The 25,368-nt window shown below is 58.6% G+C and carries 32 protein-coding genes; 20 read left to right on the top strand and 12 right to left on the bottom strand.

The window, feature by feature from the left end; all coding sequences use genetic code 11:
• The first annotated feature begins 38 nt into the window (after window positions 1–38).
• From ACP148_RS02810 to ACP148_RS02770, 9 genes are all read left to right on the top strand, one after another.
• Window positions 39–584: a recombinase family protein gene (locus ACP148_RS02810; protein ID WP_421951091.1), complete on the top strand. Its 546-nt coding sequence runs from the start codon at window positions 39–41 to the stop codon at window positions 582–584.
• A gap of 115 nt (window positions 585–699) precedes the next feature.
• Window positions 700–1,593, top strand: a complete 894-nt coding sequence (locus ACP148_RS02805; RefSeq protein WP_421951090.1) for a hypothetical protein — start codon at window positions 700–702, stop codon at window positions 1,591–1,593.
• Between the two features lie 118 nt (window positions 1,594–1,711).
• The gene (locus ACP148_RS02800; protein WP_421951089.1) at window positions 1,712–2,644 is read left to right on the top strand and encodes a hypothetical protein; all 933 of its coding nucleotides are present in this window, start codon (window positions 1,712–1,714) and stop codon (window positions 2,642–2,644) included.
• A 17-nt stretch (window positions 2,645–2,661) separates the two neighbouring features.
• Window positions 2,662–3,936, top strand: a complete 1,275-nt coding sequence (locus ACP148_RS02795) for a hypothetical protein (protein ID WP_421951088.1) — start codon at window positions 2,662–2,664, stop codon at window positions 3,934–3,936.
• Window positions 3,937–4,046: 110 nt separating this feature from the next.
• Complete coding sequence (locus ACP148_RS02790) at window positions 4,047–4,580, top strand: hypothetical protein (RefSeq protein WP_421951087.1); 534 nt, start codon at window positions 4,047–4,049, stop codon at window positions 4,578–4,580.
• Window positions 4,577–5,614, top strand: coding sequence for a hypothetical protein (locus ACP148_RS02785; protein WP_421951086.1), 1,038 nt, complete (start codon window positions 4,577–4,579; stop codon window positions 5,612–5,614). The genes ACP148_RS02790 and ACP148_RS02785 overlap by 4 nt, the downstream gene beginning before the upstream one ends.
• Before the next feature lie 443 nt (window positions 5,615–6,057).
• Window positions 6,058–8,064: an AAA family ATPase gene (locus ACP148_RS02780; protein WP_421951085.1), complete on the top strand. Its 2,007-nt coding sequence runs from the start codon at window positions 6,058–6,060 to the stop codon at window positions 8,062–8,064.
• A gap of 741 nt (window positions 8,065–8,805) precedes the next feature.
• Complete coding sequence (locus ACP148_RS02775) at window positions 8,806–9,318, top strand: hypothetical protein (protein WP_421951084.1); 513 nt, start codon at window positions 8,806–8,808, stop codon at window positions 9,316–9,318.
• 226 nt (window positions 9,319–9,544) lie between these two features.
• Window positions 9,545–9,949 carry a DUF6626 family protein gene (locus tag ACP148_RS02770; RefSeq protein ID WP_421951083.1) on the top strand — a complete coding sequence of 135 codons (405 nt, stop codon included), beginning with the start codon at window positions 9,545–9,547 and terminating at the stop codon, window positions 9,947–9,949.
• Between the two features lies 1 nt (window position 9,950).
• On the opposite strand, the gene ACP148_RS02765 is transcribed toward ACP148_RS02770, so the two are convergent.
• Both ACP148_RS02765 and ACP148_RS02760 read right to left on the bottom strand, forming a co-directional pair.
• Window positions 9,951–10,214, bottom strand: coding sequence for a helix-turn-helix domain-containing protein (locus ACP148_RS02765; RefSeq protein WP_309208101.1), 264 nt, complete (start codon window positions 10,212–10,214; stop codon window positions 9,951–9,953).
• 70 nt (window positions 10,215–10,284) lie between these two features.
• Window positions 10,285–10,491 (bottom strand): helix-turn-helix domain-containing protein, encoded by a 207-nt coding sequence (locus ACP148_RS02760; protein ID WP_421951082.1) that lies wholly within the window; start codon window positions 10,489–10,491, stop codon window positions 10,285–10,287.
• Between the two features lie 129 nt (window positions 10,492–10,620).
• On the opposite strand from ACP148_RS02760, the gene ACP148_RS02755 reads away from it, so the two are divergent.
• Window positions 10,621–11,922 (top strand): flagellin, encoded by a 1,302-nt coding sequence (locus ACP148_RS02755; RefSeq protein ID WP_421951081.1) that lies wholly within the window; start codon window positions 10,621–10,623, stop codon window positions 11,920–11,922.
• Window positions 11,923–11,974: 52 nt separating this feature from the next.
• Window positions 11,975–12,391 (top strand): flagellar biosynthesis repressor FlbT, encoded by a 417-nt coding sequence (locus tag ACP148_RS02750; protein WP_421951080.1) that lies wholly within the window; start codon window positions 11,975–11,977, stop codon window positions 12,389–12,391.
• Here the strand turns inward: ACP148_RS02750 and ACP148_RS02745 are convergent.
• Window positions 12,347–12,550, bottom strand: a complete 204-nt coding sequence (locus ACP148_RS02745; protein ID WP_425033087.1) for a hypothetical protein — start codon at window positions 12,548–12,550, stop codon at window positions 12,347–12,349. The two genes, ACP148_RS02750 and ACP148_RS02745, sit on opposite strands and share 45 nt — an antisense overlap.
• A 404-nt stretch (window positions 12,551–12,954) precedes the next feature.
• On the opposite strand from ACP148_RS02745, the gene nadE reads away from it, so the two are divergent.
• Window positions 12,955–13,776, top strand: coding sequence for an ammonia-dependent NAD(+) synthetase (gene nadE / locus ACP148_RS02740; protein ID WP_116587572.1), 822 nt, complete (start codon window positions 12,955–12,957; stop codon window positions 13,774–13,776).
• On the opposite strand, the gene ACP148_RS02735 is transcribed toward nadE, so the two are convergent.
• From ACP148_RS02735 to ACP148_RS02710, 6 genes are all read right to left on the bottom strand, one after another.
• Window positions 13,773–13,976 carry a MerR family DNA-binding protein gene (locus tag ACP148_RS02735; protein WP_165836739.1) on the bottom strand — a complete coding sequence of 68 codons (204 nt, stop codon included), beginning with the start codon at window positions 13,974–13,976 and terminating at the stop codon, window positions 13,773–13,775. The two genes, nadE and ACP148_RS02735, sit on opposite strands and share 4 nt — an antisense overlap.
• Window positions 13,977–14,049: 73 nt before the next feature.
• Entirely contained in the window at window positions 14,050–14,232 is a 183-nt protein-coding gene (locus tag ACP148_RS02730; RefSeq protein ID WP_116587574.1) for a hypothetical protein, read from the bottom strand.
• A gap of 215 nt (window positions 14,233–14,447) precedes the next feature.
• Window positions 14,448–14,864, bottom strand: a complete 417-nt coding sequence (locus tag ACP148_RS02725) for a hypothetical protein (RefSeq protein ID WP_116587575.1) — start codon at window positions 14,862–14,864, stop codon at window positions 14,448–14,450.
• Window positions 14,857–15,099 carry a type II toxin-antitoxin system prevent-host-death family antitoxin gene (locus ACP148_RS02720; RefSeq protein WP_116587576.1) on the bottom strand — a complete coding sequence of 81 codons (243 nt, stop codon included), beginning with the start codon at window positions 15,097–15,099 and terminating at the stop codon, window positions 14,857–14,859. Before ACP148_RS02720 ends, ACP148_RS02725 begins: the two co-directional genes overlap by 8 nt.
• A 450-nt stretch (window positions 15,100–15,549) precedes the next feature.
• Window positions 15,550–16,128, bottom strand: coding sequence for a cytochrome-c oxidase (locus ACP148_RS02715; protein WP_189424554.1), 579 nt, complete (start codon window positions 16,126–16,128; stop codon window positions 15,550–15,552).
• Between the two features lie 29 nt (window positions 16,129–16,157).
• On the bottom strand, window positions 16,158–16,298 hold the full coding sequence (locus ACP148_RS02710; protein ID WP_421951078.1) for a hypothetical protein: 141 nt from the start codon (window positions 16,296–16,298) through the stop codon (window positions 16,158–16,160).
• Between the two features lie 7 nt (window positions 16,299–16,305).
• Here ACP148_RS02710 and ACP148_RS02705 point away from each other — a divergent pair, with 7 nt between their 5' ends.
• Window positions 16,306–17,268, top strand: a complete 963-nt coding sequence (locus tag ACP148_RS02705; RefSeq protein ID WP_421951077.1) for a vitamin K epoxide reductase family protein — start codon at window positions 16,306–16,308, stop codon at window positions 17,266–17,268.
• A gap of 38 nt (window positions 17,269–17,306) precedes the next feature.
• On the opposite strand, the gene ACP148_RS02700 is transcribed toward ACP148_RS02705, so the two are convergent.
• The gene (locus ACP148_RS02700; RefSeq protein ID WP_189424535.1) at window positions 17,307–17,717 is read right to left on the bottom strand and encodes a MerR family transcriptional regulator; all 411 of its coding nucleotides are present in this window, start codon (window positions 17,715–17,717) and stop codon (window positions 17,307–17,309) included.
• Between the two features lie 145 nt (window positions 17,718–17,862).
• Here ACP148_RS02700 and ACP148_RS02695 point away from each other — a divergent pair, with 145 nt between their 5' ends.
• Both ACP148_RS02695 and ACP148_RS02690 read left to right on the top strand, forming a co-directional pair.
• Window positions 17,863–18,105: a GDCCVxC domain-containing (seleno)protein gene (locus tag ACP148_RS02695; protein ID WP_244639968.1), complete on the top strand. Its 243-nt coding sequence runs from the start codon at window positions 17,863–17,865 to the stop codon at window positions 18,103–18,105.
• Entirely contained in the window at window positions 18,105–19,451 is a 1,347-nt protein-coding gene (locus ACP148_RS02690) for an NAD(P)/FAD-dependent oxidoreductase (protein ID WP_332717987.1), read from the top strand. Before ACP148_RS02695 ends, ACP148_RS02690 begins: the two co-directional genes overlap by 1 nt.
• 260 nt (window positions 19,452–19,711) lie before the next feature.
• Here the strand turns inward: ACP148_RS02690 and ACP148_RS02685 are convergent, their stop codons facing one another.
• Window positions 19,712–20,065 (bottom strand): ArsR/SmtB family transcription factor, encoded by a 354-nt coding sequence (locus ACP148_RS02685; protein ID WP_189424737.1) that lies wholly within the window; start codon window positions 20,063–20,065, stop codon window positions 19,712–19,714.
• Window positions 20,066–20,112: 47 nt separating this feature from the next.
• Here ACP148_RS02685 and ACP148_RS02680 point away from each other — a divergent pair, with 47 nt between their 5' ends.
• The 5 genes from ACP148_RS02680 to ACP148_RS02660 all read left to right on the top strand — a co-directional run bounded on the left by ACP148_RS02680 (window position 20,113) and on the right by ACP148_RS02660 (window position 24,440).
• Window positions 20,113–21,006 carry a cation transporter gene (locus ACP148_RS02680; RefSeq protein ID WP_152007137.1) on the top strand — a complete coding sequence of 298 codons (894 nt, stop codon included), beginning with the start codon at window positions 20,113–20,115 and terminating at the stop codon, window positions 21,004–21,006.
• An 82-nt stretch (window positions 21,007–21,088) separates the two neighbouring features.
• Window positions 21,089–22,090 carry a sodium:calcium antiporter gene (locus ACP148_RS02675; RefSeq protein WP_152007138.1) on the top strand — a complete coding sequence of 334 codons (1,002 nt, stop codon included), beginning with the start codon at window positions 21,089–21,091 and terminating at the stop codon, window positions 22,088–22,090.
• A complete protein-coding gene (locus tag ACP148_RS02670) occupies window positions 22,090–22,833 on the top strand; it encodes a cytochrome c biogenesis CcdA family protein (RefSeq protein WP_152007139.1) in 744 nt (247 codons plus the stop codon). The genes ACP148_RS02675 and ACP148_RS02670 overlap by 1 nt, the downstream gene beginning before the upstream one ends.
• A gap of 27 nt (window positions 22,834–22,860) precedes the next feature.
• Complete coding sequence (gene lspA, locus ACP148_RS02665) at window positions 22,861–23,331, top strand: signal peptidase II (RefSeq protein WP_421951075.1); 471 nt, start codon at window positions 22,861–22,863, stop codon at window positions 23,329–23,331.
• On the top strand, window positions 23,328–24,440 hold the full coding sequence (locus ACP148_RS02660; RefSeq protein ID WP_421951074.1) for a flavin-containing monooxygenase: 1,113 nt from the start codon (window positions 23,328–23,330) through the stop codon (window positions 24,438–24,440). Before lspA ends, ACP148_RS02660 begins: the two co-directional genes overlap by 4 nt.
• Before the next feature lie 393 nt (window positions 24,441–24,833).
• Here ACP148_RS02660 and ACP148_RS02655 read toward each other — a convergent pair whose 3' ends face one another.
• On the bottom strand, window positions 24,834–25,337 hold the full coding sequence (locus ACP148_RS02655; RefSeq protein ID WP_421951073.1) for a VOC family protein: 504 nt from the start codon (window positions 25,335–25,337) through the stop codon (window positions 24,834–24,836).
• Between the last annotated feature and the right edge of the window lie 31 nt (window positions 25,338–25,368).

Raw genomic sequence — 25,368 nt, 5'->3', positions numbered from 1 at the left:
GGGTTGCGCGTTGCAAAAGTCCGTTGCATAACGATGGCATGATTTATGGCTATGCCCGCGTATCAACTGACGGCCAGACGCTCGACGCGCAGCGCGAGATGCTGACTTCCGCTGGGGCCAAAATGGTGTTCGCGGAAACCGCCAGCGGGGCAAAATCCGACCGTGCCGAACTGGCCAAGGTGCTGGCCCTTGTCGGCCAAGGGGATATCCTACTGGTGACGCGGCTGGACCGGCTGGCACGGTCCACCCTCAATTTGCTCAGCATCTTGGATGACCTGTCCCGCAAAGAGGTCATGTTCCGTTCGCTCACCGAGGGGTGGGCCGATACGACTACTCCTCATGGTCGCCTGACCGTGACCATCGTGGGCGGCGTGGCGGAGTTCGAGCGCGAATTGATACGCGCCAGAACCGGCGAGGGGCGGGCCCGTGCCAAAGCACGCGGCCAGAGCCTGGGCAGGCGTCCCACCCTCACCCGGCATCAACAGGAAGAAGTCCAGCGCCGGAAGCTGGCCGGTGAGTCCGTGCGGGAAATCGCCCGCAGCTACAATGTGAGCGCCAGCACCATCTCGCGGGTCTCCATATAGTTGATAATACGAGCGGTCGTGGCGGCACATTTCAAATTGCAATGTGTGGGCTGCCGTTCACCCAATGTTGTCTTCTGCTTGGGAAGGTGCGTTCATTTTGAATTAGGGGGGCACTATGGCCAAGGCATTCACAAAGAACCTACCAGCCAAACTCGTTGATGCCATCATCTACGCCCGTCGTCACCGGGCAAAGATCATTCAGCCTGTCGGCAATGACGTTATTCCGCAGTATCATGCGCTGTTTGACCGCGTTTACGCCGCGCATGCGACCGAGAAATTCGCAGGAAAGAGCGTCGATCAAATCACGACAGCCGATTGGCGGGTGCTGTTCTACTACAAGCTGACCACCCGACATCACTTCGACATGGAAGCGACCCTAGAGAAAATCGCCCACGCTCGCGAATACGCCAGCAAAACCCCTGAGGCCAAATTGGAGGACGGCTGGCGCGTTTCAGACGAGCAGCGGCAAGCTGACCGTCAGCGCGCGCTTGATGACATGCGCGCCGACATGCTCACCTGGTCCGACGAAGAGCTTCAGGACTTTGCTGGGCTGAGTGAAGAGACGGCGCAGTTCGTTCGTAGCATCAAGCCCCAGCATAGGAACGCTATTGTCGAGGACTTCCACGCCAAAGAGCCAAGCCTGCTGTCACCGGAGGCACCCTTCGATCGCCCCTATGACCTTTCTTTTCGCCGTCGCAAGCCACTGAAAATGGAGGGCATGCGCCAGCATTACAACGCCGGGACAGGGAAGAAGAAGGGTCCGATGGACGTTCCCCGCATGGCTGCGAGGAACCTGCAATCGGAAATCGCCAAGCTTTCACCGCAGAGCAAGCTCGATCTCTTTACCCACTACGGCGCGGATGAATTTGATCAGAGGCATGGTCGGACCAGCAATCGCAACCGCAACAAACTGCTTACGGCCTGCATCATCGCCGCCGACGGCAGCCAGTTTGGCGATCGATACATGTGCAGTCCGGCCTTCGTCCAGCGCGCGATGGCAATTTTATAGCCGCGAGTTCACCTTCCAAGGTGCTGTAATATAACGACTTTCCCTCCTTCCGATCTAATCGAGAGATTCTCCCAAATCCTTATGCTTCTGGACATCAACACTGACCAGGAGCAAAACATTGACGACCAAACTTCAACATCACACCGCTCAGAACGACGTTCTCAGCGAGCACCACGCCGAGTTCAGCAACGCCTATGAGGCGCAGCTGCGCACCGATGGCCTGGCCATCGGCGAACAGGCAGAATCCGACGAGGCACTGGACGCTTATCGTCAGACCCTCAAGGCCACTGACGAACAAGTCCAAACCGCGCTGATCTCTCGCGATCGCCGCCACGATCTAATCTTGACGGCCAGTTTTGTTTGCTGGGTTCAGACTGCTGAACAGTCGCCCGGTTATATCGATGGCCTTCTTGGAGAGAGCGATGTGAAAATTGCGCCCAATGCGAGTTCGGCAAAGCGTGCCAAAATGAGCGCCCTTATTCGGCTCGCAACCGGCCAAGTTGCAGCACGTGCCGACATTAACACCCGTATTTCTCGCCTATCCAAGACCGCAGTCGGTCTGGTCATGGAATGTGAAAGCCGTGGCATTGCGGTTCACCTGGGCAATGTCGTCGATGTGATCGACACCGCTCTGGAGCACAACAGGTCCTATTTCCAAAAGCTCGTCGATGCGCATGAGGCAAGCTCGGCCACGAAAGTCGATGTCCAATCCACGTCCCCAAGCTCCCCCGCATCGGAGGCGGCGCCCCCCAATGGGCAACCGCACACCCCGCCGAAGCCCGAGCTAGGTAACAATAATGGGAACGCCTCAGAGGAGGCCAGTGCGGCACCCTCGGCCCCATTGAGGCTGCTCCCCACACCTAGCACCGCGTCTCAGGTGCTTCCTGCAGTGATCGGCAAGCTTCCCAACGACGCAGGGCTCGACCAGGACTACTTCATCATGCTTGGCCACGTTCGCGGCGACACCATCGTGGTGCGCGGTCCCATCGTCTCGACCCAGGCCGACGAAGTTCTTCGTGCGCTGGAAAAAGCCTACCAGACCGCTGCTTAGGACGGGAGGAATCCATCATGAAAAACCCTCTCGCCCATACCGGCGCTGCCTATCGTCCTGCGATGCAGGACTGGACGGCCCGTGTCATCGGTGACGGTACCGCCCCGTTGCGAACCGACGGCAAGCTCAGCAGTGCGGATTTGCACCTGCTGAGCGGGAAAGGCCTTGCTCATGTTACCCATTTCCTACAGGCGGCGCCCGATGGAGTTGAAGGCAGCGAGCGATCAATGGTCGCGACCCGCGATCCCGCAACCACCAATGGAATGGCCGACAGCGGCGGCTATCAGGCATCGACGGGCGTGCTCAAGCTCACCGAACGGCGGCAGCACGAAATGTTCAGGTTTTCCGAAGCCATGGACAGTGCTGCTATCCTCGACGGCCCCACCTCGTCGATCACCAACCCTAAGAGTAAGCTGCGCTCCCTAGCCGACTGCATGAGGTTCACCGAGTTCAATGCCCTTTACGCCATCCAGCACCGCGTCCCGGGCAAAGCCAAGCTCCTCAATGTCAGTCAGGGCCGTTCCCGAAAGGAATCCGAAGAGTGGCTGAGCGCTGTTTCCAAGTTTAGCGATCCGAAACTCTACGGCGAGCGCGCTCTGGACGGGTGGGCTATCGCCGGAGCGGCACGGCTGCATTTCTCGATCCAGTTGCGCAATCTGATTGCGCTTCGGGAAACTGGCTTGCTTAGGAATGGAGCCCCCATCCACGTGCTGGGCACCGGGCATCCCGAAGTGGCCTGTGCGCTCAGTGCCGTGCAATCGGGGCTTCGAAAAACGATCGGCGGGGACATTCACGTCTCCTTCGACAGCGCCACGCCATTCATCATGGCCGGAAAATACAAGAAGGCGCTGGGCGTGCCCAGTCTCAATCGCAAAGGTTTGCAGATGACCATCGCTCAGATGCCGCATGGCGACATTTACTTTGGCAGCGATCACCCCTGGCCCGTCTCCAGCCCCTTCGCGAACCGGCTCGACCTTGGCGACCTAAATGTGCGGAAGGGCGATCCCAAGTCGGCTTGGGACACGCTCTCGCACGTGCTCGTCGCCGTGCACAATGTCTGGGTGATGTGCCGGGCGATCGCATTGGTCAATCACCAGCTTAGCCTCCCCTCGCCCAACCGCAATCTGTGGTTGCCGCCCCGGATCGTCGAGTTGGCCGAAATCATCCAAGAAATCCTCGTGCGCGAGAACTCGCACACGATGATCGACGAGCATCAACTCCTTTTGGACATGCTCCGGCATAAGAGCCGGAACACAAAGCTGCTCGAAGACTACGGCGACGCTAACCGCTAAGCGCCGCCGCACCCTCCGCCGCTGATCAGCGGCTCTCCCAAAACCTCTGCGCCGTTTCAATCTGCTGTTTCAGCGGACGGGATCGGTGCGTCTCAAAAAGGAAAACTCAAATGACCACGATCACCACCTCCGCCGGCATTCGTTCCCCCAAGCGCCTTCCCGTTTGGACCTTTGGGTATTTCGGCACGATTGTTTTCGCCAACATGATGTTGCTGTGGTTCGAGCCGCTGTTTATCGCGGGGTCGGCCATTCCACCGGCAATCTTCGCCTCGGGCTTCGTGTTTGTTCTGCGCGACTTTGCCCAGCGGGAAATTGGCCATTTCGTGCTGATCGCCATTGTGGCTGCGGCCGCCACCACCTTCGGGCTCGCCGGCCCAGAGGTTGCCATTCCCAGTTCCTCGGCCTTCCTCATTGCCGAGCTGGCCGACTGGGTCATCTACTCGGTGACCAAGCGCCCGATGTCGCAGCGTGTCGTGATCTCCTCGCTCATCAGCGTTCCCATGGATACGGCCGTGTTCTATGCCCTGCTCGACATCCTCGATCCGCTTTCGCTGATCCTGGGCATCGTCATCAAGCTAATCGGCACGCTGGTCTTCTGGGTCGGTCTGAAGTGGGTCGAAGCCAAGCAAGAGGAAATGGAATGACCATTTTTATCATCGGCCTCGAACAGCACGAACAGCGTTACACGAGCGAATGGGCGACCAGTTTACCCGACCTCGTGAAGACAGTCCTCAACGATGCTGGCTCAACCGAAAATCTCCGTGTGGTGGAAGGCCACCACACGGTTCAAACCACCACTGAAGGCGCGTTCCTGAACTTTGCCGAGACTAACATCTTCAAAGCGGCGCAGATCAGCCAAACCGCCGCGCTATTCGCTCAGGGACAGGTTGAGCCCGGCGATAGGTTCCTGTTCACCGACGCGTGGCACCCTGGCGTGATCACTACGCGTTATATGAGCGATTTGCTCGGGGTGCCGGTTAAGCTCTTAGGCCTCTGGCATGCCGGTTCCTATGATCGGCACGACTTCCTCGGACGCATTCCCGACACCACATGGGCGCGGCACTTCGAACGCTCCCTGTTCCACGCGCTCGACGTCAATTGCTTCGCCACCCAGTTCCATATCGACCTGTTCAAGCTGGAATTGGGCGTCAGCGACGATAGCCGCATAGTGCGGACGGGATGGCCGATGGAATACCTTGAAACCACACTCGCGCCCTATCGGAAGATGTCCAAGCGCAATCTGGTGCTGTTCCCGCATCGGATCGCCCCGGAAAAGCAGGTCGAGATTTTCCGTGATCTGGCCAGGTCGTTCCCCGACTACGAGTTCCGGGTTTGCCAGGACACCCGACTTCCCAAGCCCGAATACCACCAGCTGCTGGGCGAGGCCCAAATGGTTTTTTCGGCCAGCCTGCAGGAAACCCTCGGAATTGGGCTCTATGAGGGTCTCCTGTGCGGGGCGGTGCCGTTTGCCCCCAACCGGCTCTCCTACAGCGAAATGTATCCTGACGAGTGTCTCTACCCAAGCGAATGGACCGAAAGTTGGGACAGCTACGTCGAGCATAAACCGCTGCTGGAGAAGGCTCTTCGTCAAGCTCTCGACAGCGCACCGAAAGCTTCAGCGGCAGTGATCGGTGACAAATACTTCAACGCGGATAACTTGGTGGCGCATCTGATTTAACCAACCCGAACAGGCATGCATCGCTCCGGCGATGCATGTTCTGAGCGACCAGTCTGGCTATTCGGTTGTCGCATTAGGGGTGGTTTTCTGCCAGTCCGCTTCTCGGCGCGAAGCCGGCGAAGCGACCCTTCATCTTGTCAAAGGGTTTTGGCGGAATCGCGCTCCAATGTCCGATGTCGGTTTCGCCGGCGGCGTTTCGAATGCTGCGACTACTGCAATTGCCCCGAAGGCAGAGGTCGCATGTTCGAACCACATAATGTGCGCCAGCTTTTCCGCCATTCTTAACCTATCTGCCCGCCAAGGCGGCCAGCGGGTAGGACATGGGTCCGGCACTGGCGACATTATTTATTGAATCTGTCGCGACGATTTGCGGTGAAACCGATGAATCACTGTATTGAGAGCATTAGCCGAAAGCGCTAGCGTCAGTTTGGAAGGGGGGCCGAATGGAACTCAGATCATTTCGCATAAAAAACTTCCGCTCAATTAATGACAGTGGCGAAATTGACGTTTCGCGCATCACCGCACTGTTGGGCCGCAACGAAAGCGGAAAGTCCAACATCCTTAGGGCGCTACATAGCTTGAACCCTGCGGATGGATTTGAAGCACTTAGCCCGATTAAAGACTTTCCTCGCCATCGCAAACTTTCGGAATGTCGCGATTGGACTCCCGTAGTCGATTCCACTTGGAAACTGACCAAATTTGAACAGCAAAGAATCGCAGAGATTTGGCCCGCCGCCGAAGGCGTTACCGAAGTTAGCATTGGTCGCCGCTACGATGAAGTGCGAACAGTGGGCATCGCCGCGTCGGCACCGGAATTTGATTTAGCCGCCGTCAAATCCGACGCCCGAAAAATCGACGCTGCCGTGAAAGCCAAGGCGGCAAAACTAACCGACGACGCGAAAGCCAAATTGGAAAAAGCGACAGATGCGTTTGTGAGCGCAATAGGCGTTGGACAGAGTGCTGCGAAATGGGCTGAAACTGCGAAGCCTGCCTTGGCCGCACTTCGACAAGCACTTGCAGTAGCAGACACGGAATTGACTGACGCACAAGATCAAAAGGTAGTTGCGTTGGAGGAAATGGCGGAAGCAATTCCGCAGAACGAGGAAGCCCATAAAAAGGCGCGGCATTGGGTTATCGAACGTTTGCCGGTGTTCATGTATCTCGAGGATTACCCTGAAATTAAGGGCCATCAAGACATTGCAAAGTTTCTGCAACGAAAGGATGAAGGCAAGCCAACGGCAGCGGATGCCAACTTTGAAAAACTATGCAAGGTCGCGGGGTTAAGTCCCGACCAGCTTCAAAAACTTCTTCAAAACAACGACCAAGAAACACGTGGACAGTTAGCCAACCGTGCCGGTGCCGTCGTAACGACCGCCATTCGCAAGCGGTGGAAAGACCGTGAATTGAAGGTGCGCTTCAATCTTGATGCGAACCATTTCGACACGCTGATATCCGACCCCAACAGCGTATATGACGTTGAAGTGAACCTTGATGAGCGAAGCCGGGGCTTCCAATGGTTCTTCGCTTTCTACATCGTATTCGCGGCAGATACCGAGGATGGCGAAGCCGAAGGCGCGATTTTGCTCTTGGACGAACCGGGCCTTTATCTTCACGCGCGGTCGCAAGGCGATTTGCTTCGCCACCTTGAAGACGATTTCAGCAACCAGATCGTCTTTACGACGCATTCGCCGTTCATGGTCCCAACGCACCGATTGGATTGGGTTCGAACGGTCAATATTGCGGAAGAAGAGGGCACGACCGTTTCCAACGACCCGAATGGTGACGCTCGCACTCTTTTCCCGCTGCAAGCTGCGCTTGGATATGACCTTGCTCAAAGCCTGTTCATTGGGCCGAACAACTTGGTGGTTGAGGGCGTCACTGACTTTTGGATTTTGTCGGCGGTGTCGGCGCATCTCAACGACCAAGGCAAGGTCGGTCTTGACGAACGTCTGACCATCACGCCCGCCGGGGGTGCGCAAAAGGTCCACTACATGGTGGCGCTGCTAACGTCGGAACAACTGAAGGTGCTTGTGCTGTTCGATGATGAAAAGGACGCCAAGGCAACCCGCGATGATTTAGTAAAGGGCAAGCTTGTCCGGTCGGATAACGTCGTGTTCGCTACCGAAGCTTTTGAAACACCGCCCGGCGAAGCCGACATTGAGGACATACTGGACCCGGCGATCTATGAAGCCCTTATACGCGAAGCCTATGCGAAGGAACTGAAGGGTAAGAAGCTAGAACTGAATGCCCACATTCCCCGGATAGCACGTCGTTTTGAAGCGGCTTTCGACGAATTGTCGGTTGGCTTCCACAAGACGCGCCCCACAAAACTGTTCTTGCAAAAGATCGCGACGGACCCGGCGTCGGTGCTGTCAGCGAAAAGCGAAGGCCAATTCGAACGTCTGTTTAGGGCCATCAATTCCGCGCTTGAAAAGCATCTATCGCGGTGATTTTTCGGGAGGTGACCCTCCCTATTTCTTGTCCAACCTTGCGGCAGGGCCGAGCGAATGGCAAATTTCGGGTGACGACTGCAGCGCTCCGAATGGTCGAACTGGGGGCGGAAGCTGAGCAAGTTCCGTCGATCGCCGGAAGTCTTGCTCTGACACGCTCTTTCCCTAGCGCTATTAGCCCATCAAGAGCGGGGTTTTAGTCAGCCAGCTACCCCATATGCGGACAAGCTATGCGGGTTTCCTAGCGCCTTGATTTCCAAGGAAGAAAAACTCGAATTCCGCGTTCTTTTGGCTATTGGTGCCTCGGCTCATGTCTTCGTCGTCGCGCGGAACCCTCTCCCTCAATTTCTCACGCCTACGGCGTCTCTCCATTGGCTGAAGGCCAATGACACGTGCCAGTGAGCTTCAGCGAACTGGTGCGTGAAGACCTCCGGCTCGTTGGCACGGCCAACAGCCGAGGGCGAAAGCCAATGCGAGAGCGCCTTTTGGCAAGCGGGTTCTGAGTGAGCTAGCGAGCGAAGAAACGCGCCGCCAATGGCGCTGTCGCTCGCCTGATGTTCTTTGGAGGAGATGCCTTAGGGAGGAAATATCTATCTATAGATAGATAGTTCTTTCTTAAGCCATTTCTTCCGAAGAAGATCAGTAGATCATATAATAATTATTCTTTCTTACATGAATAGTGACGCCACGAAGTCGCGCCTGCTAAATTTAGACATAGCCAATAAAAACAAGGAGAAAAATATGGCTGCGTCACTACCTGTAGGTATTATCACATGGCTCTGGGGCCAATACAGCCGAGCTAAGGCTTATCAAACGGATCAGGGGATCACGTTTAACCTCACCTTCCTGGAATACCAGGCGCTCTGGAAAAAGGATCAGCTAGAAAAACTGATCTACTGGCATAAGCACAACCGCCTTGTGTCGGCGATGAAGCACAGGGACAGAGGGTTTGTTCTGTCGTGGCGATCGAAGGCCGACAGAAAGGCTGGCGTCATGGACAAAACGACGGCTCGCATTCTGACACGTGAAAAGAGCCGTCAGCGCTTCTATCTCCAACCGGGAGAAACCCATAGCGAGGATGCTAAGAAGCGAATTGGAGATGCCCAGCGGGGGCGGAAGCGATCCGCAGAACACAAGGCTGCTATCAGCAAAGCTCGCAAAGGTAAAAAGCAAACGCAGGACCACATTGATGCTCGCGTAGCGGCAACAAAAGCCACCAAACAACGCAAGCTAGGTGTGGTCCTGACGCCCTAACCCGATCAACCTTGTGGACATCGCTGGGGGACATTGCAAATTGCAATGTCCCCTTTGCTATTGCGAAGCCTGGCTGGACGTCCCGATCTTGCGCAGCAGAATGCCGGCTGCCCTGTTCGGCTTTTGTGGCAGACCATTTGTGAGCTGGTGAAGGCGAGCGGCTAAATACCACTACAGCAGCCATCCAAGAGCTGCTGCCCAGAATCCAACAACAGGACGAACGCGCGTGACACAAGGCATTGAATTTCTGGAAAATACCTACCAGCAACTCCACGAGGCCGGAATAATCCGGTCCAAGGGCGAATTTTCGCAGCGGCTGCTCGGAAAATCCCCAAGTTACCTCACATCAATGCGCAGCAAGCAGCGCGTGATTTCGTGCGAGGTCATCGTGGGAATGGTTGATGCGATCTATGCTGAAATCAAAGGCTACGAGGGCAGTGAGACAAACGCGGTATCAGCGCTTCGTCGGGCGTTGGCGCAGGCCAACCTTTATCTCGTAGAGCAGGCCGCAGTCGGTTCGCAGACTGCACAGCCCGAGAAATCGCCTAAGATGCCAACCAGTGCTACCGACCCTTTTGATCTTATGGCCGCCATTCGCTGGCTGGCTGGACGAGATGTTGGCAGCGCCTAGTCTACGAATTGGCGCGCCGCCCAGCCTTCAGTGGCTTGGGCGCTTTGTCATCGGGATCAGGCTCGACGAACATCTCGCCGATATGCACGCCCAGTGCTTCGGAGACTTTTTCGAGAACGCCAATCGATGGGTTTTCCATCTTGCGCTCAAGGCGGCTGACATAGGTGCGATCAACCCCAGCAGCATTGGCAAGATGCTCCTGTGATAGCCCAGCAGCCACTCGTAAGCGCCGCATATTCCAAGCTACCAGTTCCCGTGCATTCATGGGCGCACAATCACCATAAAGCGCCACATTAATCCACGGACACTACGCCTACAATTGCGCAGTAGACCGCCTAATCAAATAGATCGCGGTGCTTGATCTGCAGCACCGTAACGATGCGATCCAGCGTGTCGACGTCGATATCCGCCTGCCCCGTTTCCCAGAGCCTCACCTGATCGGTGGTGGTGTCCAGTTCGTGGGCCAATTTGTCCCGCGAAACGCCCTTGCGTTCCCGAACCCTCCGAATGTTTCGCCCCACGGCCAGCACTGCATTGGTCATTTTATCTCTCGCGCACATTGCGCATGCGAGGATTATACGCACGGATTAATGGCTTCTTAATATGATGCTTTTACGCCTCATAGAGTTCCGGGGACAGAATTTGCCTCGGCCATTCCAGAAGGAAGTCACATGTCTGAGATCTCGCTTTCCAAAGCAGTTCGTTCGAACCTGCTTTCCCTCCAAAATACCGCTGAGCTGATGGGCAAGACGCAAGAGCGTCTGTCGTCGGGCAAGCGGGTGAATTCGGCGCTCGACAATCCAACGAATTTCTTCACCGCCGCGTCCCTGAATGCGCGGGCCGGTGATCTCAACAACCTCATGGACAGCATGTCGAACGGCATCAAAACCATTGAGGAGGCCGATAACGGCATCAAGGCGATCACCAAGCTTGTCGAGAGCGCACAGTCCACTGTGCGTCAGGCGCTCGGTGATGCTGCCACCGAAACCAAGCCACAGCTCAACAAGACCTTGGCGACCGCTGGCGAAAGCGATGCCACCGGCAAGTCCGTTCGCGAAACCGCACTGGACAAAACCATTGCAGGCACCGCCGCACCGTCGGCATCGGGTTCAGACGGTATTGCTGGGCTGATGGGTGCAACCACCGATGGAACCGCTGCTGCTGTTCGCCTCAGCGTCGGAGACACAAGCCACACCTTTGAAGTTGATGGCGATACGACCGTGCGGGACTTCGTTGCGTCGATCAACGCTTCAGGATTGGCAACGGCCTCGGTTGATGACGCGGGCAAACTGCTGATTTCGGCCAACGACAGCAAGACGCTCAAGCTCGAAGCCACAACCGACAACAGCACGCCCGCGACAGCCACATTCTCGGCTATGAGCGTCAACACTGGCAATGACGGCACCACGGCCCTCACCGCCGCTGGCGTTGCATCCGATGGTGTGTCCAGCGAGGTGCGCACCAAGCTGGTGTCCCAGTTCAACGAAATCCGCGATCAGATCGGCAAGCTGGCACAGGACGCTTCGTTTAACGGCATCAACTTGCTGAATGGCGACAAACTCAAAGTAGCCTTCAACGAAAAATCCGGCGATGCGGCTGCTTCGCTCAATATCGAGGGCAGCAAGCTCGATGCCGAAAGTCTCGGCATCCTCGCGGGTGGGGCACAGGCAACAGAGATCGACTTCCAAAGCGATGGCGACTTGGAAAATGCTGCCGACAGTCTGGGCAAGGCACTCGTCTCACTGCGATCCATCGCTTCGAACCTGGGGTCCAATCTCTCCATCGTGCAGACCCGGCAGGACTTCACCAAGTCCACCATCAACACGCTGCAAACGGGCGCTGCCAACTTGACCCTCGCCGATACCAACGAGGAAGCCGCCAACATGTTGGCGCTGCAAACCCGTCAGCAACTCTCGTCCTCGGCGCTGTCGATGGCCTCACAGGCTGATCAGGCCGTGTTGCGGTTATTCTAGTCACCTGGGGGTGGCGCTTCGGCGTCACCTCATCTTCTGAGAAGAACCCACCTTGCTCAAACTGGCCATCAAGCCCGGCGAAAAAATTTATATCGGCAGGTCCACCCTGCTGATCCGGGCCGACACCACTGTCACGGTCTATATTAATGGCGACCAGCCTGTTCTCAAGGACCGGGAGGCCATCGATCCCAAAACCGCGGTCACGCCGGTCGATCAACTACACGCGCTTTTGCAGGAAATGTATCTGCATGGGCAAGCGACCCACCACATGGTGCGCTATCGCGAGCTGACCCAGGAGGTTGCGGTTCAGTCGTCCGAGTGCGCAAACTTGGTGAAGACAATTGAGCGCTGGCTGATCGAGGACAATCACTACATGGCCATCCGAGCCGCCGCGCGCTTTGCGCACAAGCAACGCCAAGCTCGTTCAATGCACGTCGTTGCGGAAGAGATCGACCAGGGCGATCTGTAAGGCGATCGCAAGCTCATCGATGTCTTGTAGCGATAGATCGATTTTCTCGGCCCGTTCCACCTGCTCGATCTTGATCACGCACCAATCCATACGCTCGGCCAACTCGCTTGCGCTGATGCGGCGGATTTCTCGCCAACGCCAAACATTGCGGGCCAGCATCCTCTGGCCCTCAGTCATCCTCGGTCTCAATCCAGTATCCCGTTTCCGTGTCGCTGCTGCGATAATGCCGCCAGGGCACCTTGGGCAAGAACTCAATGAAAGCGGGGTTTTTTGGGGAAATAGATCAGCAGAACCAAGGCGTTAGGAAGGCGTTTTGCGCGTTCGGGCACTTTGGGTAAGGCCAGAGAGCTATAGCCGTTGGCTATAGCTCTCTGGGTGCCACACGCGCATTGCGCGTGTGGCGGCAATGGTGTGGAAAGCTGAATGGCGGCTTTGGCTCTCGCGGTGCGTTCCGGACTATGATGTTGGTCTTGAATTCGCGACGCGGTTTCCAGACCTCGGAGCAATGCTTAATGTCGGACGACCTCTATGCCGCTGGGTGCAATTGAAAAAAGGAGCCGCCCATGAGTGAGCAGACGTCTATCATCCATGACCTTGGCGTTGCCGTTCGTTTCGATGCCGGCATCGAGCTGACCCGACGCGTCTCCTTCCTTAAGGACTACCTGCTGGCGACAGGGCTGCGCACCTATGTGCTGGGCATCAGCGGCGGCATCGACTCCACAACGGCCGCCATGCTGGCGCAGCGGGCCGTCCGCGAGCTGCGTGACACCGGCCATCAGGCGAGTTTTGTAGCCGTGCGGCTGCCTTACGGTCAGCAGGCCGATGAAGCGGACGCTCAGGCGGCCCTCGACGCCATCGGACCCGACCAGCTCTTTACAATCAACATCAAGCCTGCGGCCGCCGCCATGCTGGCGCAGGTGAAGGCGGCAGGCCTTACCTTCTCGGATGCGGCGCAGGAGGATTTCATCCTGGGCAACATCAAGGCGCGGCAGCGCATGATTGCGCAGTATGCCCTGGCCGGCGCCATGGCGGGCATCGTCATCGGCACCGACCATGCGGCGGAAGCTGTCATGGGGTTTTTCACCAAGTTCGGTGACGGCGCGGCGGATATCCTGCCACTCGCCGGGCTCAATAAACGGCGGGTCCGCGCCGTAGCTGCCGCCCTCGGCGTGCCGGAACGACTGGTGCTCAAGGTGCCGACAGCCGACCTGGAAAACAACGCCCCATTGCGGCCGGATGAGGACGCCTACGGCGTCACCTATGACCAGATCGACGACTTCCTGGAAGGCAAGCTCATCGATGCCGCCGCGCAGGCACGTATCATTGGGCAGTACCGCGCAACCGTCCACAAGCGGGCGCTGCCGCTCGCCGCAAACGTGGCCTAGTACAGCTTTTCAGCCGACAAAGTCTCAATCACCCGACAGTCTGCGACCGCGCCCTGCCGGCAGGCGATCACCATCTGGGTGAGTTCGTCCTTGAGGCGCAGCAGGCTGGCTATTTTTGCCTCCACGCTGGCCAGCTCGTCCTGCGCCATACGGCTCGCGTCAATGCACGAGGCCTCCGGCTTCTCCTGCAGCGTGCGCACGGCCGGCAGGTCGAAACAAGCTAACGGTCCGGATGATCCACATTGTAACCTGGCGGTACGATATCATCATCGCTCATCTCCGGCCGATCGCCATCACAGCTTGAATGTCTTTGTCCGCGATCTTGAGAACGTCGAGGCCCTGTCGCTGTCGGATTTCGGCCGCTGCACGAAATTCAGGTGGAAGATGCTTGAACGCAGCAGACGAAACATAAAAGTATTCGTCATCTTCCCAAATCAACGGTTTTGCGTTCTGCATTGATGGACAGCCCAATACGCTTTGCTTGGGAACGATTGTCTACAAGGACGCGCTCTCGAACAAGACATATTGCGGGGGCCACGGACGAAAGGTGAGCGCCCTGGGGGCGCTTTCGTCCGTGGATGGAAAAGGGAGCGCGAGGGAAGGAGCTTTGGGGCTTCCCTCGTATTAGGTGCGCCCGCTCGATGGGGCGCGGCCGATATGTAGCCTGCCTGCTAACCTCGGCCGGTGCGCTGGAGGCGTTTGGCTTTCAGCGCTTCGATCATGACCGCCTGAACTTGCTTCGTGAATGGGGCACTGAATTGCCCGATGCGGTTGCCAGACTCGAAATAGAAGCTGCGGGCGGGGATATCCTCGTTTGCCTCGTCGGCAACGATCCACAGACGCATATGAGCATCGAGGCCCGCGCGGCGCTTCTCGATTTCGGGAACTTCGATCGCGTAGCGGTCGGATTGCGGGACGCTGGTTATCGGCACCATGAGCAAGACCATCTCGTCTATCCGGTTGCGCACCAGCAGCGCCAGGACGACGGGCCGCTCCTTGCGACCCTCGGTTTCGCCGCTGGCCGCTTCCCGGCTCCACAGGAAGGGATAGCGCCACACATCGCCTAGGCGCGGGGCCAGATCAGTCATTGTCGATGCTGTTTTGCAGGTCCGCGATCAGCTTGTCGGCCTCGCGGTCATCGAGATCGTCGAGGCGAAACGCGCGCCTCGTATCCTGCCCGTGGGTCAGGCTCTCGTAGCGTTCCATCGACATGATGACGTAGCGCGGCTTGCGGTGCTTGGTGATCGCAACCGGCGAGATGGTCGCGGCTTCGAACAGGTCGCCCGTTTTCCGGGTCAGATCGGCAGCGGCAAATTCTTTCATGGTCCGAGCCTCGTTGGGATGTATCCAGAATATACAGAATTTACGATTATTCTGCAAACCGAAAGTGGGGGGAAGGAAGCTCGAGGGAAGGAGCCCTGGGCTTCCCTCGTCGTCGTCGCAGCCGCTCGATGCGGCTGGGGCGGCGCGGAGGCTCTTGCGGCTGGGGCCACCCGAACGGACGGCCCCATAGCCGACGTCGTGTAGTCCATCAGGCAAGAACTGCTTTCCACACCATAGCCATTGGGCGACATACAATCGTCGCGTGACCGGGAGGCCGGATTTTATTTTTGCGGGGGAGAGAGGGCAGAGCGTTTGTTCCCTCAAAAGGGAAGAGCTGGCCGCGTGAGCGGCCGCCGTAAGATCACGAGCTGTTCGAGGCTTGGGGGGCTATCGTTTGAAATCAGGCGCACTGCATCGGATAACGCAGCATGAAAAGGATAACCGCGGCAGTCACGGCAGCCATTCAAGGATGCGGTCGAGCATACTTGGCTCCGGCGGGTGAGCGTTCGTCAGACCGTTTATGTAAAGGATCATATTGATCCGTTCGAAGTCCGCCCCGTGGAAGATAGCGGCATGGCGGGTTCCGCGGGCGATGATGTGAACCATTGGAGCGCTTTGATTGCGGCGCGACAACTCGCCGAGTTCGGCAATTAATTCGGTAGTGGTATCACGGCCTCCACCTGTTAAACGGAGCCAATTTGTGCCGTTCCACCCGTCGACAGCGGGCGCTTCGGATGAAGCGACGGTAAGGAAAGTGACCATCTCACGCATCGGCGTGATGTTGATGGATTTCTGGACCTCGACCAGAAGGGCCTGCTGTTCGATGCAAGGGCTACCACACTCATCGGGAAAGAAGCTCAGGACGATGATGCTGTCCGCTAGGTCGCGTAGGTCGAATTCGACACCATTGGCGCTCATCAACTCGATGGCGGGCAGACGTTGGCCGGCGATCTCGAAAGCCGGCTCCTTTTCGCCCATCGTCTCGTTAAGCCGTTCGCCGGGATGATTGGCAAGGGCAGGTGTGGCCATACTTAGTATCGCAAGAAGGAGAAGCGTCCTCATTTGCTGCCCTCATCCAGGCGGCTCGCAGCCACTCCGAGAACCGGAACATTGACAGTGACTTCGCCGGCGGCCTCAAAATGGAGCGTGAGTGGAAAGGTCGTGCCCTCAACGAGCTTCTCCGAAAGGCCCATCAGCATCAGATGCATGCCCCCTGGCTGGACCTATTCGCCCTCAACCTATTTGCAGCGCCTGCCGATCATCGCGCTCGGCGCCATTGGGTTCGTTATTTCCCGGGTGCTTGCCGCCTATCAGCTGGGCCATATCGATGGCGTCTGGGAACCGTTCTTTTCCGGCGATGCGGTCCGGAATGGCACCGAGTATATTATCACTTCGGACGTTTCCAAAGCCTGGCCAATTGCGGATGGTGGTCTGGGCGCCACCACTTACATGTTTGAGGTGTTGATGGGCGTCATGGGAGGCCGCGCCCGCTGGCGTACGATGCCATGGATGGTCCTCCTGTTCGGCATTGTCGTCGTGCCGCTCGGTGTCATATCGATCTACTTCATCATCATTCAGCCGATCGTTATCGGCACTTATTGCACGCTGTGCCTGCTGGCTGCGCTCGCGATGCTGATCATGATTCCATATTCGCTCGATGAACTCGTGGCGATGGGGCAGTTCCTGGTCCTAAACAAGCGGCGCGGACGACCGTTCTGGCGATCTTTCTTCAAGGGCGACGCGCTGCCCGGCAGCGGCGAGGACAAGCAGTCCGGCTTCGATTCCGATCTCGGGGGCACCATCAAGTCGGCGACCCGTGGGGTGACTGTACCGTGGACGCTCGTTGGAAGCGCTGCCGTTGGCCTTTGGCTTATGTTCAGCCGTCTAGCGTTCGGTACCGAGCCACCGATGGCGGACAGCGATCATCTGGTCGGCGCGCTCATTGTCACCGTTGCCGTGATGGCTATGGCGGAAGTCGCGCGGCCCTTGCGCTTCATCAACGTAGCCTTTGGGCTGTGGCTGATTGCGTCGCCTTGGCTGCTTATCGGCGCGGCGCCGCTCGCTTCGGGGGCAAGCGTTATCACCGGCATTCTCCTGATCGGCCTTAGCCTGCCGCGCGGTCCCCGTAGTAAGGAGCATTATGGGAGCTGGGACCGCTATGTCGTGTGAGCCGTGAGAATCCGCGGCTTGTCGCGACATGGCAATCATCAGCCCGGCGCCCGGCTGAGCACGTCGATAATCGGGCAGTCGGCAGCCGTTCCGCCCTCACAGCGTGCGGCCGTATCGGCAAGCGTACGCTCCATGCGCCGAAGATCGGCAATCTTGAGCCGAATATGCTTCAGATGGGCCAGCGCCGCCTCCTGCACATCGCCGCAGGCGTAACTGCCTTCGACAAGTCCTAACAAATTGCGGATTTCGTCGAGGGTGAAGCCCAGCTCACGGCTGCGCCGGATGAACACCAGCCGTTTCCGGTGCGCGCTGGAATAAAGCCGGTGGCCGCCTTGGGTCCGGGGCGGCGATGGCAATAGCCCGACCCGTTCATAATAGCGGATCGTTTCGATATTGACGGCGGTTCGCTGTGACAGCTCCCCAATGCCGAACTCCCGGTTTTGAGCCAAAAATAACCTCTTGTATCTGTAGCCGCTACAGATTGTATCCTACAGCTTGAAGCCAACCGGATCGAGGGAAACTGGACGTGCTGCCAGCCCTCGCGGTCTTCACCGGGACTACGATTTACGCTCTTTAGAGAAAGCAACCGACGACATGGCGGATTTTAAGAGCACTCTCATCTGTCCGCGCTGTGGACACCAGGAAACCGAGATCATGCCTACGGACGCATGCCAGTTCTTCTATGACTGCAAAGGCTGCGGTACTGTCCTGCGCCCGCATGACGGCGATTGCTGCGTCTACTGCTCCTATGGATCCGCGCCGTGCCCGCCGATTCAGGAAGCTCGAAAACGCGGTTCATCCGGGAACTGCTGCGCCGCTTCAGGGGTTGGCGCATGATGACAGAGAAATTCGACCTGATCGTTATTGGCACCGGAACGGCCGCGCGCGTGGCGGCGATGCGCACCCACGCGGCGGGGCGTTCCGTCGCCGTGATCGACTACAAGCCCTTTGGCGGCACCTGCGCGCTCCGCGGCTGCGATCCGAAAAAGATGCTGGTCGGCGGGGCCGCCGCGATCGACCATGCCAGGCGCATGCAGGACAAGGGGATCGCCGGCATGCCGCTTATCGATTGGCCCGAGCTGATCGCCTTCAAGCGCAGCTTTACCGATCCCGTACCGGAAATGCACGAGGACAGTTACGCGGAAAAGGACATTGCCGCCTTCCACGGCCAGGCGCGATTTACCGGACCGAACAGCGTCGAGGTCGAGGGAACCGCGCTCGAAGGCGCCCACATCCTGATCGCCACGGGCGCAAAACCGGTGACGCTCGGAATCCCCGGCGAAAAACATTTGATCGACAATGAGGACTTTCTTGCCCTCGAATCCCTGCCGGAACGCATTGTCATGGTCGGCGGCGGCTATATCGCGGCCGAGTTCTCCAGTATCGCGGCGCGCGCCAACGCGAAAGTGACGGTGCTGCAACGCGGCGATCGGATGCTCACCCATTTTGAGCCGGAGCTGGTCGGCTGGCTGATGGAGAGTTTCGAGGCGGTCGGGATCGACGTGCGCACGGGCACGGAAGTGACGTCGATCGAGACGGCCGGAGACGGATATCGCATCACAGCTTCATCGGGCGGACAGAGCGTGACCATAGAGGCCGACTTGGTCATCCATGCCGCCGGGCGCGTCCCGAACCTCGACGGCCTCGATCTTGACGCCGCCGGGGTGGCGGTGAAGGATCGCCGCTTGCAGCTCAATAAGTATCTGCAAAGCGTCTCGAACTCGGCTGTTTATGCAGCCGGCGATGCCGCCCAGGTTGGCCCGCCGCTCACGCCAGTATCGAGTCACGACGCAAAATTGGTTGTCAGCAACATCCTTGAAGGCAACGGGCACAAGCCAGATTATCGTGGCGTCCCGCGCGTTGCGTTTACGCTTCCGCCGATCGCCGCCGTGGGCCTGAGCGAAGAAGAAGCGCAGCGGCAGGGGCTAAAATTCAGCATAAAGTCACAAAAGGCCTCGGACTGGTTCACCGCCCGGCAGACGGCCGAGCCGGTTTACGGGTTCAAGGTGATGGTCGAGGAAGGTACTGAACGGGTGCTCGGGGCGCATCTGGTCGGCCCGCACGCTGATGAAATCATCAACCTGTTCGCGCTCGCAATCCGGCACGAGCTGACTGCAACGGCGCTCAAGCAGACGATGTTCGCCTATCCGACCGGAGCCTCTGACATCGGTTACATGCTTTAGGAGCGCAGCGTTTAGCCTCGCCTTTGCGCGCGGCGCCCGGGAATAGGGTCCATCAAGGTGTAGAAGGCCAGCGGCGGCAACGTGACGACCTGTCCGTCAGGCCCTTCGAAACGGATCACGTCCGCGGCCCGATCCTGGACTTGCATGGCCGGGAACGGCGATCCGCGCCGGTGTGCTGCCGAGGAAGGTACGCCTCATGCGCGACCTGAAATCGGCGGGACCGCAAAATGGAGCGCTGCGCCAGCAATAACCCGCTTGGATCAGCTTGTGCCATAGTTCCCGCAGGTATCTACGGCGCACGCGGTCTCCGTCAGCAGCTCGTCGCTAAGCAAAAACAGATCATTCAGACGTTGATCGCTCAGGCGATAATGGACAAAACGGCCGCGCTGCTCGCCGGAGACGAGGCCGCATTCGCTGAGACACCGCAGATGGTTCGACGCGTTCGGCTGCGACAGACCCGTGATCGCGACGATCTCGCCGACAGACAACGGCCGCGTGCGCAAAGCATCAAGAATTGACAAGCGCGAGGCATCGGCCAATCCCCGGAATAGCTTCGTACGCAGAGCAAAGGTTGTATCCTTGATCCGCTCCAGCACTTCGACATTACTAGACATATCAGTCACGGATGATATATAGCCTCTCTCGAACAGGAAAGATAGCCATGACAATAACAGCATCAGCGCACGATGCCGAGACCGCACGCTACCGCGTCACCGGCATGGATTGCCCCTCCTGCGCGGCTAAGATCGAGAAGGCAGTGCGCTCGGTTGGGGTGGACGAGGTAAAGGTTTCGACTGCCACGCAGATCATGACGTTGCACGTAAGCGACCCAGCGGCCCGCCTCCCGGAGGTCGAGCGCGCTGTCAGCGGCATCGGATACCGGCTTGACCGTCTGGATGCGCCCGAAACCGACACCGAGGGCGACATTGACGATCTGCCCAAGGACCTATCGCACATTACACCGGCCTACAAACGCGCGTTGTGGATCGTGGTCGTACTCAATGTCGGCTACGGAATCATCGAGATGTTCGGTGGCTTTATTTCTGGTTCGCAGGCGCTAAAGGCCGACGCACTCGATTTCCTGGGCGACGGCCTCATTACTTTTCTTGGCATCCTCGCCATCGGGTGGAGCATCGTCTGGCGCGCCCGTTCCGCCTTAATCCAAGGCCTTTTTCTTGGGGCGCTCGGCCTTGGGGTCCTTGTGAATACGGCCTATCGCGTGCTGGTGCAGCAGCAACCCGAGGCCGAGTTGATGGGCCTGTTCGCACTGGTTGCACTCGTCGTCAATGTGGTTGCGGTTCTTCCATTGCTGCCCCACCGAACGGGCGACGCGAATGTGCGGGCGGTCTGGCTGTTTTCGCGCAACGACGCGATCGGAAACGCAGCCGTCGTCGTGGCGGCAGGCCTGGTGGCTTGGACCGGAACGGCTTGGCCGGACCTCGTCGTCGCCGCCGTGATCGCCGGCCTGTTCCTGCAGTCGTCCTGGTCGATCATCCGCGACGCCCGCAGCGATTTGCGGGAAGCTTCGTCGACACGGCGGAGCGCTCCGGCATGATATCGAGCCGCGAACCCGACCGCTCCTTCACGAACCGCGCCTTGTCGATCAGCTCGATCCGGACAACCTGTCACGGAGGAGCATGAGCACTTGGATATGGGCTGCTGTCCTGTTGGCCGCCGTCTTCGCGGCGGCGTGGGGTTCCGATCATCTGGCGGAGCCCCTTCGTAAGTTGCGCAAACAGTGGGGGCTTTCGGCGGCTGCTGGCGGCTCTCTGATTGGCATCGCCACTGCAAGCCCGGAAGTCGGTGTCAACGTTACCAGCGCCGTGCGGGGCGTGACCGATATCGGCTTGGGGGCAATGCTCGGCTCGACCGCCATCGGCATCCCCGCGCTCGTTTCCGTCGGCTATATCGCAACGCGCAAGCGCGACATTCCCGATGATCCGGGACATCAACAGCACCTGCGCGAGCACCTATTGCGTGTTGATCCGAAAGCAGCAACCGTGCAGGCTCTTCCATATCTCGGCATATTGGCGCTCGCGGCTCTCCTGATCCTTCCTGCGCCCTGGCAGGGGCTACAGCCAATTGATGGCGGGGTCCTGTTGGCCGCCTATGCCGCCTATGCCGCCCAGGCATTTTTTCGCGGCCGCGAGAAGCCCGAGCAGGTCGAGTGGTCGCGCAAGGGGATATGGATGGCGGTCGCCGGCGTTGGGGTTCTCGCACTCGGCGCCTATTTCACCGTCATCTCGACCCAAAATCTAGTGCAGGCGTTTGGCATCTCGCCGATCATCGGCGGCCTGTTCATCACTGCGCCGGTTGCCGCCCTGCCAGAGATCTTCGCGTCCTGGAAGGTGTCGCGGAGCGGCCAGATCACGCCGGCACTCACCAACATCATCGGCGATCACGCCATGACCATGACGGTCGGATTTCTGCCCTTGGCGCTTGTCGGGACGCAGATCGACAACTTCCGGCTGGTCTGGGTAAGTTTCGTCTTTGTCGCGCTTATGCCTGCGCTCTACGCGGCGTTCGTCCGCTGGGGCGGGTCCGAACCCGGCTTCCGCCGCTGGCAGGTTCTTACCCTGGTTGGCGCCTACGCTACCTATGTAGCCGTCGTTGTTGTCTGGGTGCTGGAGCTGGTCTGATGGAGATTTCCAGTATCGGAATAGCGACAGCCTTCGCCGCAGGCGTGATATCCTTTTTGTCGCCCTGCGTTCTGCCGCTAGTACCGGGCTATATATCCTATGTCGCGGGGCGCACGATCAGCGCCGACGGGGTTCCGGCCCATTCCGGAATAACGGCGGCGAGCCGAACCCTCGGCCTCAGCCTCTGCTTCGTTCTCGGCTTCTCGACCGTGTTCGTCTTGCTCGGGGCCAGTGCGACCGCGTTGGGCGGACTCCTGCGCACGCATCTTTACGAAGCAAACCTGATCGGCGGTGTGATCGTCGTCATCTTCGGCTTGTTCACAACCGGCCTTGTACCGATGCCTTGGCTCGATCGTGACGTGCGGTTCCATTCCAGTCCGAACAGCGGCGGCGCTTGGTCTGCCTACTTGCTCGGTCTCGCTTTCGCGTTCGGCTGGACCCCATGCATCGGACCTGTGCTGGGCTCGATCCTGGCCCTATCCGCCGCCAACGCCACGGTTGCAAGCGGAACGGCACTGTTGGCCGTATACTCGCTGGGCCTTGGCCTGCCCTTTATCCTGGCCGCTCTGTTCATGCGCGGATTCATGACACGGATGTTGTCAATGCGCCGAACTGGCCGGGTGCTCAAAATCGTCGCTGGCGGGGTGATGGTGGTCATGGGTATCGCCATGATTACCGGCCATCTCTCCAGCTTTGCAATTTGGCTCCTCCAGACGTTCCCGGCCCTCGGCCGAATCGGCTGAGCCGTAATTTTTAAGGGACTATGCGATATGCTCAGGCTCGGCCTTCCAATCGCCCTTGGCGGATTTCTCCTTGATCAGGCGACGAAATGGTTGGTCCTGAACCATGTCATGAACCCACCTCAGGTCATCCCTGTCACCGACTTCTTCAATCTCGTGCTCGGCTTTAACACCGGCGTAAGCTTCGGATTGTTCGGCCAGGCTCCGGCTTGGATACTGATGGTGTTCACGTTCGCCATAGTCGCGGGACTCCTTGTTTGGATCAAGCGAACCGACAACAGACTTACGGCATCCGCCCTCGGGCTCATCGTCGGGGGTGCGCTCGGCAATCTGCTCGACCGGCTGCGGCAGGGTGCCGTGACGGATTTCCTAGATTTTTACATTGGCAGCTATCATTGGCCCGCCTTCAACCTTGCCGACGTGGCGATTGTCTGCGGGGTAGGCCTTTTGCTCGTGGAGAACGTTCTGGCTACAGGCAAAACAAAAGCTCGAAATGCATGAACAGAAGTCCTCGCCAGCTATCCGTGAGCCATGGTCCGGAGGAAATAGACGTTCTGGTGATCGGCGCGGGGCAAGCGGGACTTGCGGCCGGCCATCATCTTGCCAGAACAGAGCTTTCATTCCTGATCGTTGATCGCCATGCCCGCATCGGCGACGGTTGGCGCCGTCGCTACGATTCCCTGACGCTGTTCACCCCGCGCGCATTTAGTTCGCTGCCCGGCCTTGCGCTCGATGGGAACCCGGAAAGCTATCCAACGCGAGATGAGTTTGCGGACTATCTCGAAGCCTACGCCAGCCATTTCGACCTTGGGGTGCGACCCGGAAATGGCGTGGCTCGGCTCGAACGCCGTCCTGACGAGCGGTTCGCCGCGCAACTCGATGATGGTAGGCACATAGTCGCCAAGGCCGTGATCGTCGCTACGGGTGCGTTTCAGAAACCAATAGTTCCGACGATTGCTGCCGGCTTCGACAGCGCGGTCACGCAACTGACAGCGGAAAGTTATCACAATCCCGGCGATCTCCCGCCTGGCACGGCCCTTGTCGTCGGAGATGGAGCAAGCGGACGCGACATTGCAGCCGAGCTGGCTGTGACCCATGAAGTGGTGCTTGCGGTTGGACGCAGCCGCCGGCTGTTTCCGGAGCGCATTCTGGGCAAGAGCACATGGTGGTGGCTACGCACACTTGGCTTGATGAGAGCAAGACCCGGCTCGGCGATAGGACGTCTGATGCGGCGCGCCGACCCATTTCCTGACAGGGGTCTCAGCCTTGGCAATGTGGAACAAATGGGCGTAGCCGTTTTACCACGATTAGTTTCAGCACACGATCGAGCCGCATCCTTCATCAATGGATCGAAACGGCTGGTCGACTCCGTCATCTGGTGCATTGGATATCGAGACGACAGCACATGGCTCCAGATTCCGGACACTACCCATTCCAACGGAAACTTTCTGCAAGTAGGCGGGCTATCTCCAGTACCAGGCCTTTTTCACCTAGGTCGCCCATGGCAGCGGAATCGTGCTTCAGCCCTCGTGATGGGCGCTGGTGAAGATGCTTCCACGGTTGTCGCCGCATGTGTGAAATTCTGCTTCGGCCGCGACGTGCCGCTGTGATATGTCGCGGGTGACGTCGGCCACCTGCAGCGTCTGGTTTCAGGAGCAATGACCTGCCCCACGGACGTCCCGGATGAGGTCGAAACCTGCCAAGCTGGAAACGGGATAACTGCAAGCGGCTGTGTGCTTCACTGACGCCCTACGGCGCTCAACGGCGGGGTTGGTGACTTTCGCATAAGCCGGGTTGCATCATAGGACTCCCCTCCCCTGCACGACCCGGTCTGGGCGCCCTCCCCTACCCTACGGCGCTCGACGGGAGGCTTGCCGGGTTTATGGCAAGCTGTGCTGCCCTATCGGGCTACCGTTCCTGCACGACGCTCTATGGGCGTGTGCTGGTGGATGATGGAGACTGTGGAACCGCCGAATGCTGATTGAACAAGCCCGGATCGGCCTTCATCGGACCCCGAAGAAGCCTGATGCCTCAGCTAACAGACAATCGATATCGAGTGGCTCGTTAAGCGGCAGGAGCGATCCGTCTGGTGCTCTGGGCCACTCTTGCTGTGGCCGATCCCAATATATCTCCACTCCATTGCCATCGGGATCGCGGAAATAGACGGCTTCGCTCGTTCCATGGTCAGCCTGGCCAGTAATCGGAATACCAGCTGCGATTGCCCGCTTGAGTGCTTGAGCCAGAGACTTGCGATCCGGGTAAAGAAACGCCGTATGATAAAGCCCAGTATGGCCGGGTGGTGGCGGGCTGCCATCTGCGCTCTCCCAAGTGTTGAGGCCGATGTGATGATGGTAACTGCCCGCGGCGAGGAAGGCAGCGCCAGCCCCATATCGGGCCGTCAAGGTGAGACCCAAGATTTCTGAGTAGAAGGCAATAGCGCGATCAAGGTCAGCGACCTTGAGATGGACATGGCCAATGCATGTTTCAGGTGGAGCGGTGATAGACATGGCACCTCCGTGTGATGCTGCAACACCACGG

The sequence above is a fragment of the Pelagibacterium sp. genome, from assembly GCF_965249125.1.
GTDB lineage: Bacteria > Pseudomonadota > Alphaproteobacteria > Rhizobiales > Devosiaceae > Pelagibacterium.
Note: the sequence above shows the minus strand (reverse complement) of the source record. Positions and strands in the feature narration are given on the sequence as shown.

Excerpts from the sequence above, each read along its gene's own strand:
- ACP148_RS02810 (WP_421951091.1), top strand. The coding sequence starts at position 39 with ATGATTTATGGCTATGCCCGCGTATCAACTGACGGCCAGACGCTCGAC.
- ACP148_RS02805 (WP_421951090.1), top strand. The coding sequence starts at position 700 with ATGGCCAAGGCATTCACAAAGAACCTACCAGCCAAACTCGTTGATGCC.
- ACP148_RS02795 (WP_421951088.1), top strand. The coding sequence starts at position 2,662 with ATGAAAAACCCTCTCGCCCATACCGGCGCTGCCTATCGTCCTGCGATG.
- ACP148_RS02790 (WP_421951087.1), top strand. The coding sequence starts at position 4,047 with ATGACCACGATCACCACCTCCGCCGGCATTCGTTCCCCCAAGCGCCTT.
- ACP148_RS02785 (WP_421951086.1), top strand. The coding sequence starts at position 4,577 with ATGACCATTTTTATCATCGGCCTCGAACAGCACGAACAGCGTTACACG.
- ACP148_RS02780 (WP_421951085.1), top strand. The coding sequence starts at position 6,058 with ATGGAACTCAGATCATTTCGCATAAAAAACTTCCGCTCAATTAATGAC.
- ACP148_RS02775 (WP_421951084.1), top strand. The coding sequence starts at position 8,806 with ATGGCTGCGTCACTACCTGTAGGTATTATCACATGGCTCTGGGGCCAA.
- ACP148_RS02765 (WP_309208101.1), bottom strand. The coding sequence starts at position 10,214 with ATGAATGCACGGGAACTGGTAGCTTGGAATATGCGGCGCTTACGAGTG.
- ACP148_RS02760 (WP_421951082.1), bottom strand. The coding sequence starts at position 10,491 with ATGACCAATGCAGTGCTGGCCGTGGGGCGAAACATTCGGAGGGTTCGG.
- ACP148_RS02755 (WP_421951081.1), top strand. The coding sequence starts at position 10,621 with ATGTCTGAGATCTCGCTTTCCAAAGCAGTTCGTTCGAACCTGCTTTCC.
- ACP148_RS02745 (WP_425033087.1), bottom strand. The coding sequence starts at position 12,550 with ATGCTGGCCCGCAATGTTTGGCGTTGGCGAGAAATCCGCCGCATCAGC.
- nadE (WP_116587572.1), top strand. The coding sequence starts at position 12,955 with ATGAGTGAGCAGACGTCTATCATCCATGACCTTGGCGTTGCCGTTCGT.
- ACP148_RS02730 (WP_116587574.1), bottom strand. The coding sequence starts at position 14,232 with ATGCAGAACGCAAAACCGTTGATTTGGGAAGATGACGAATACTTTTAT.
- ACP148_RS02725 (WP_116587575.1), bottom strand. The coding sequence starts at position 14,864 with ATGACTGATCTGGCCCCGCGCCTAGGCGATGTGTGGCGCTATCCCTTC.
- ACP148_RS02720 (WP_116587576.1), bottom strand. The coding sequence starts at position 15,099 with ATGAAAGAATTTGCCGCTGCCGATCTGACCCGGAAAACGGGCGACCTG.
- ACP148_RS02715 (WP_189424554.1), bottom strand. The coding sequence starts at position 16,128 with ATGGCCACACCTGCCCTTGCCAATCATCCCGGCGAACGGCTTAACGAG.
- ACP148_RS02710 (WP_421951078.1), bottom strand. The coding sequence starts at position 16,298 with ATGCTGATGGGCCTTTCGGAGAAGCTCGTTGAGGGCACGACCTTTCCA.
- ACP148_RS02705 (WP_421951077.1), top strand. The coding sequence starts at position 16,306 with ATGCCCCCTGGCTGGACCTATTCGCCCTCAACCTATTTGCAGCGCCTG.
- ACP148_RS02695 (WP_244639968.1), top strand. The coding sequence starts at position 17,863 with ATGGCGGATTTTAAGAGCACTCTCATCTGTCCGCGCTGTGGACACCAG.
- ACP148_RS02690 (WP_332717987.1), top strand. The coding sequence starts at position 18,105 with ATGACAGAGAAATTCGACCTGATCGTTATTGGCACCGGAACGGCCGCG.
- ACP148_RS02685 (WP_189424737.1), bottom strand. The coding sequence starts at position 20,065 with ATGTCTAGTAATGTCGAAGTGCTGGAGCGGATCAAGGATACAACCTTT.
- ACP148_RS02680 (WP_152007137.1), top strand. The coding sequence starts at position 20,113 with ATGACAATAACAGCATCAGCGCACGATGCCGAGACCGCACGCTACCGC.
- ACP148_RS02675 (WP_152007138.1), top strand. The coding sequence starts at position 21,089 with ATGAGCACTTGGATATGGGCTGCTGTCCTGTTGGCCGCCGTCTTCGCG.
- ACP148_RS02670 (WP_152007139.1), top strand. The coding sequence starts at position 22,090 with ATGGAGATTTCCAGTATCGGAATAGCGACAGCCTTCGCCGCAGGCGTG.
- lspA (WP_421951075.1), top strand. The coding sequence starts at position 22,861 with ATGCTCAGGCTCGGCCTTCCAATCGCCCTTGGCGGATTTCTCCTTGAT.
- ACP148_RS02660 (WP_421951074.1), top strand. The coding sequence starts at position 23,328 with ATGAACAGAAGTCCTCGCCAGCTATCCGTGAGCCATGGTCCGGAGGAA.
- ACP148_RS02655 (WP_421951073.1), bottom strand. The coding sequence starts at position 25,337 with ATGTCTATCACCGCTCCACCTGAAACATGCATTGGCCATGTCCATCTC.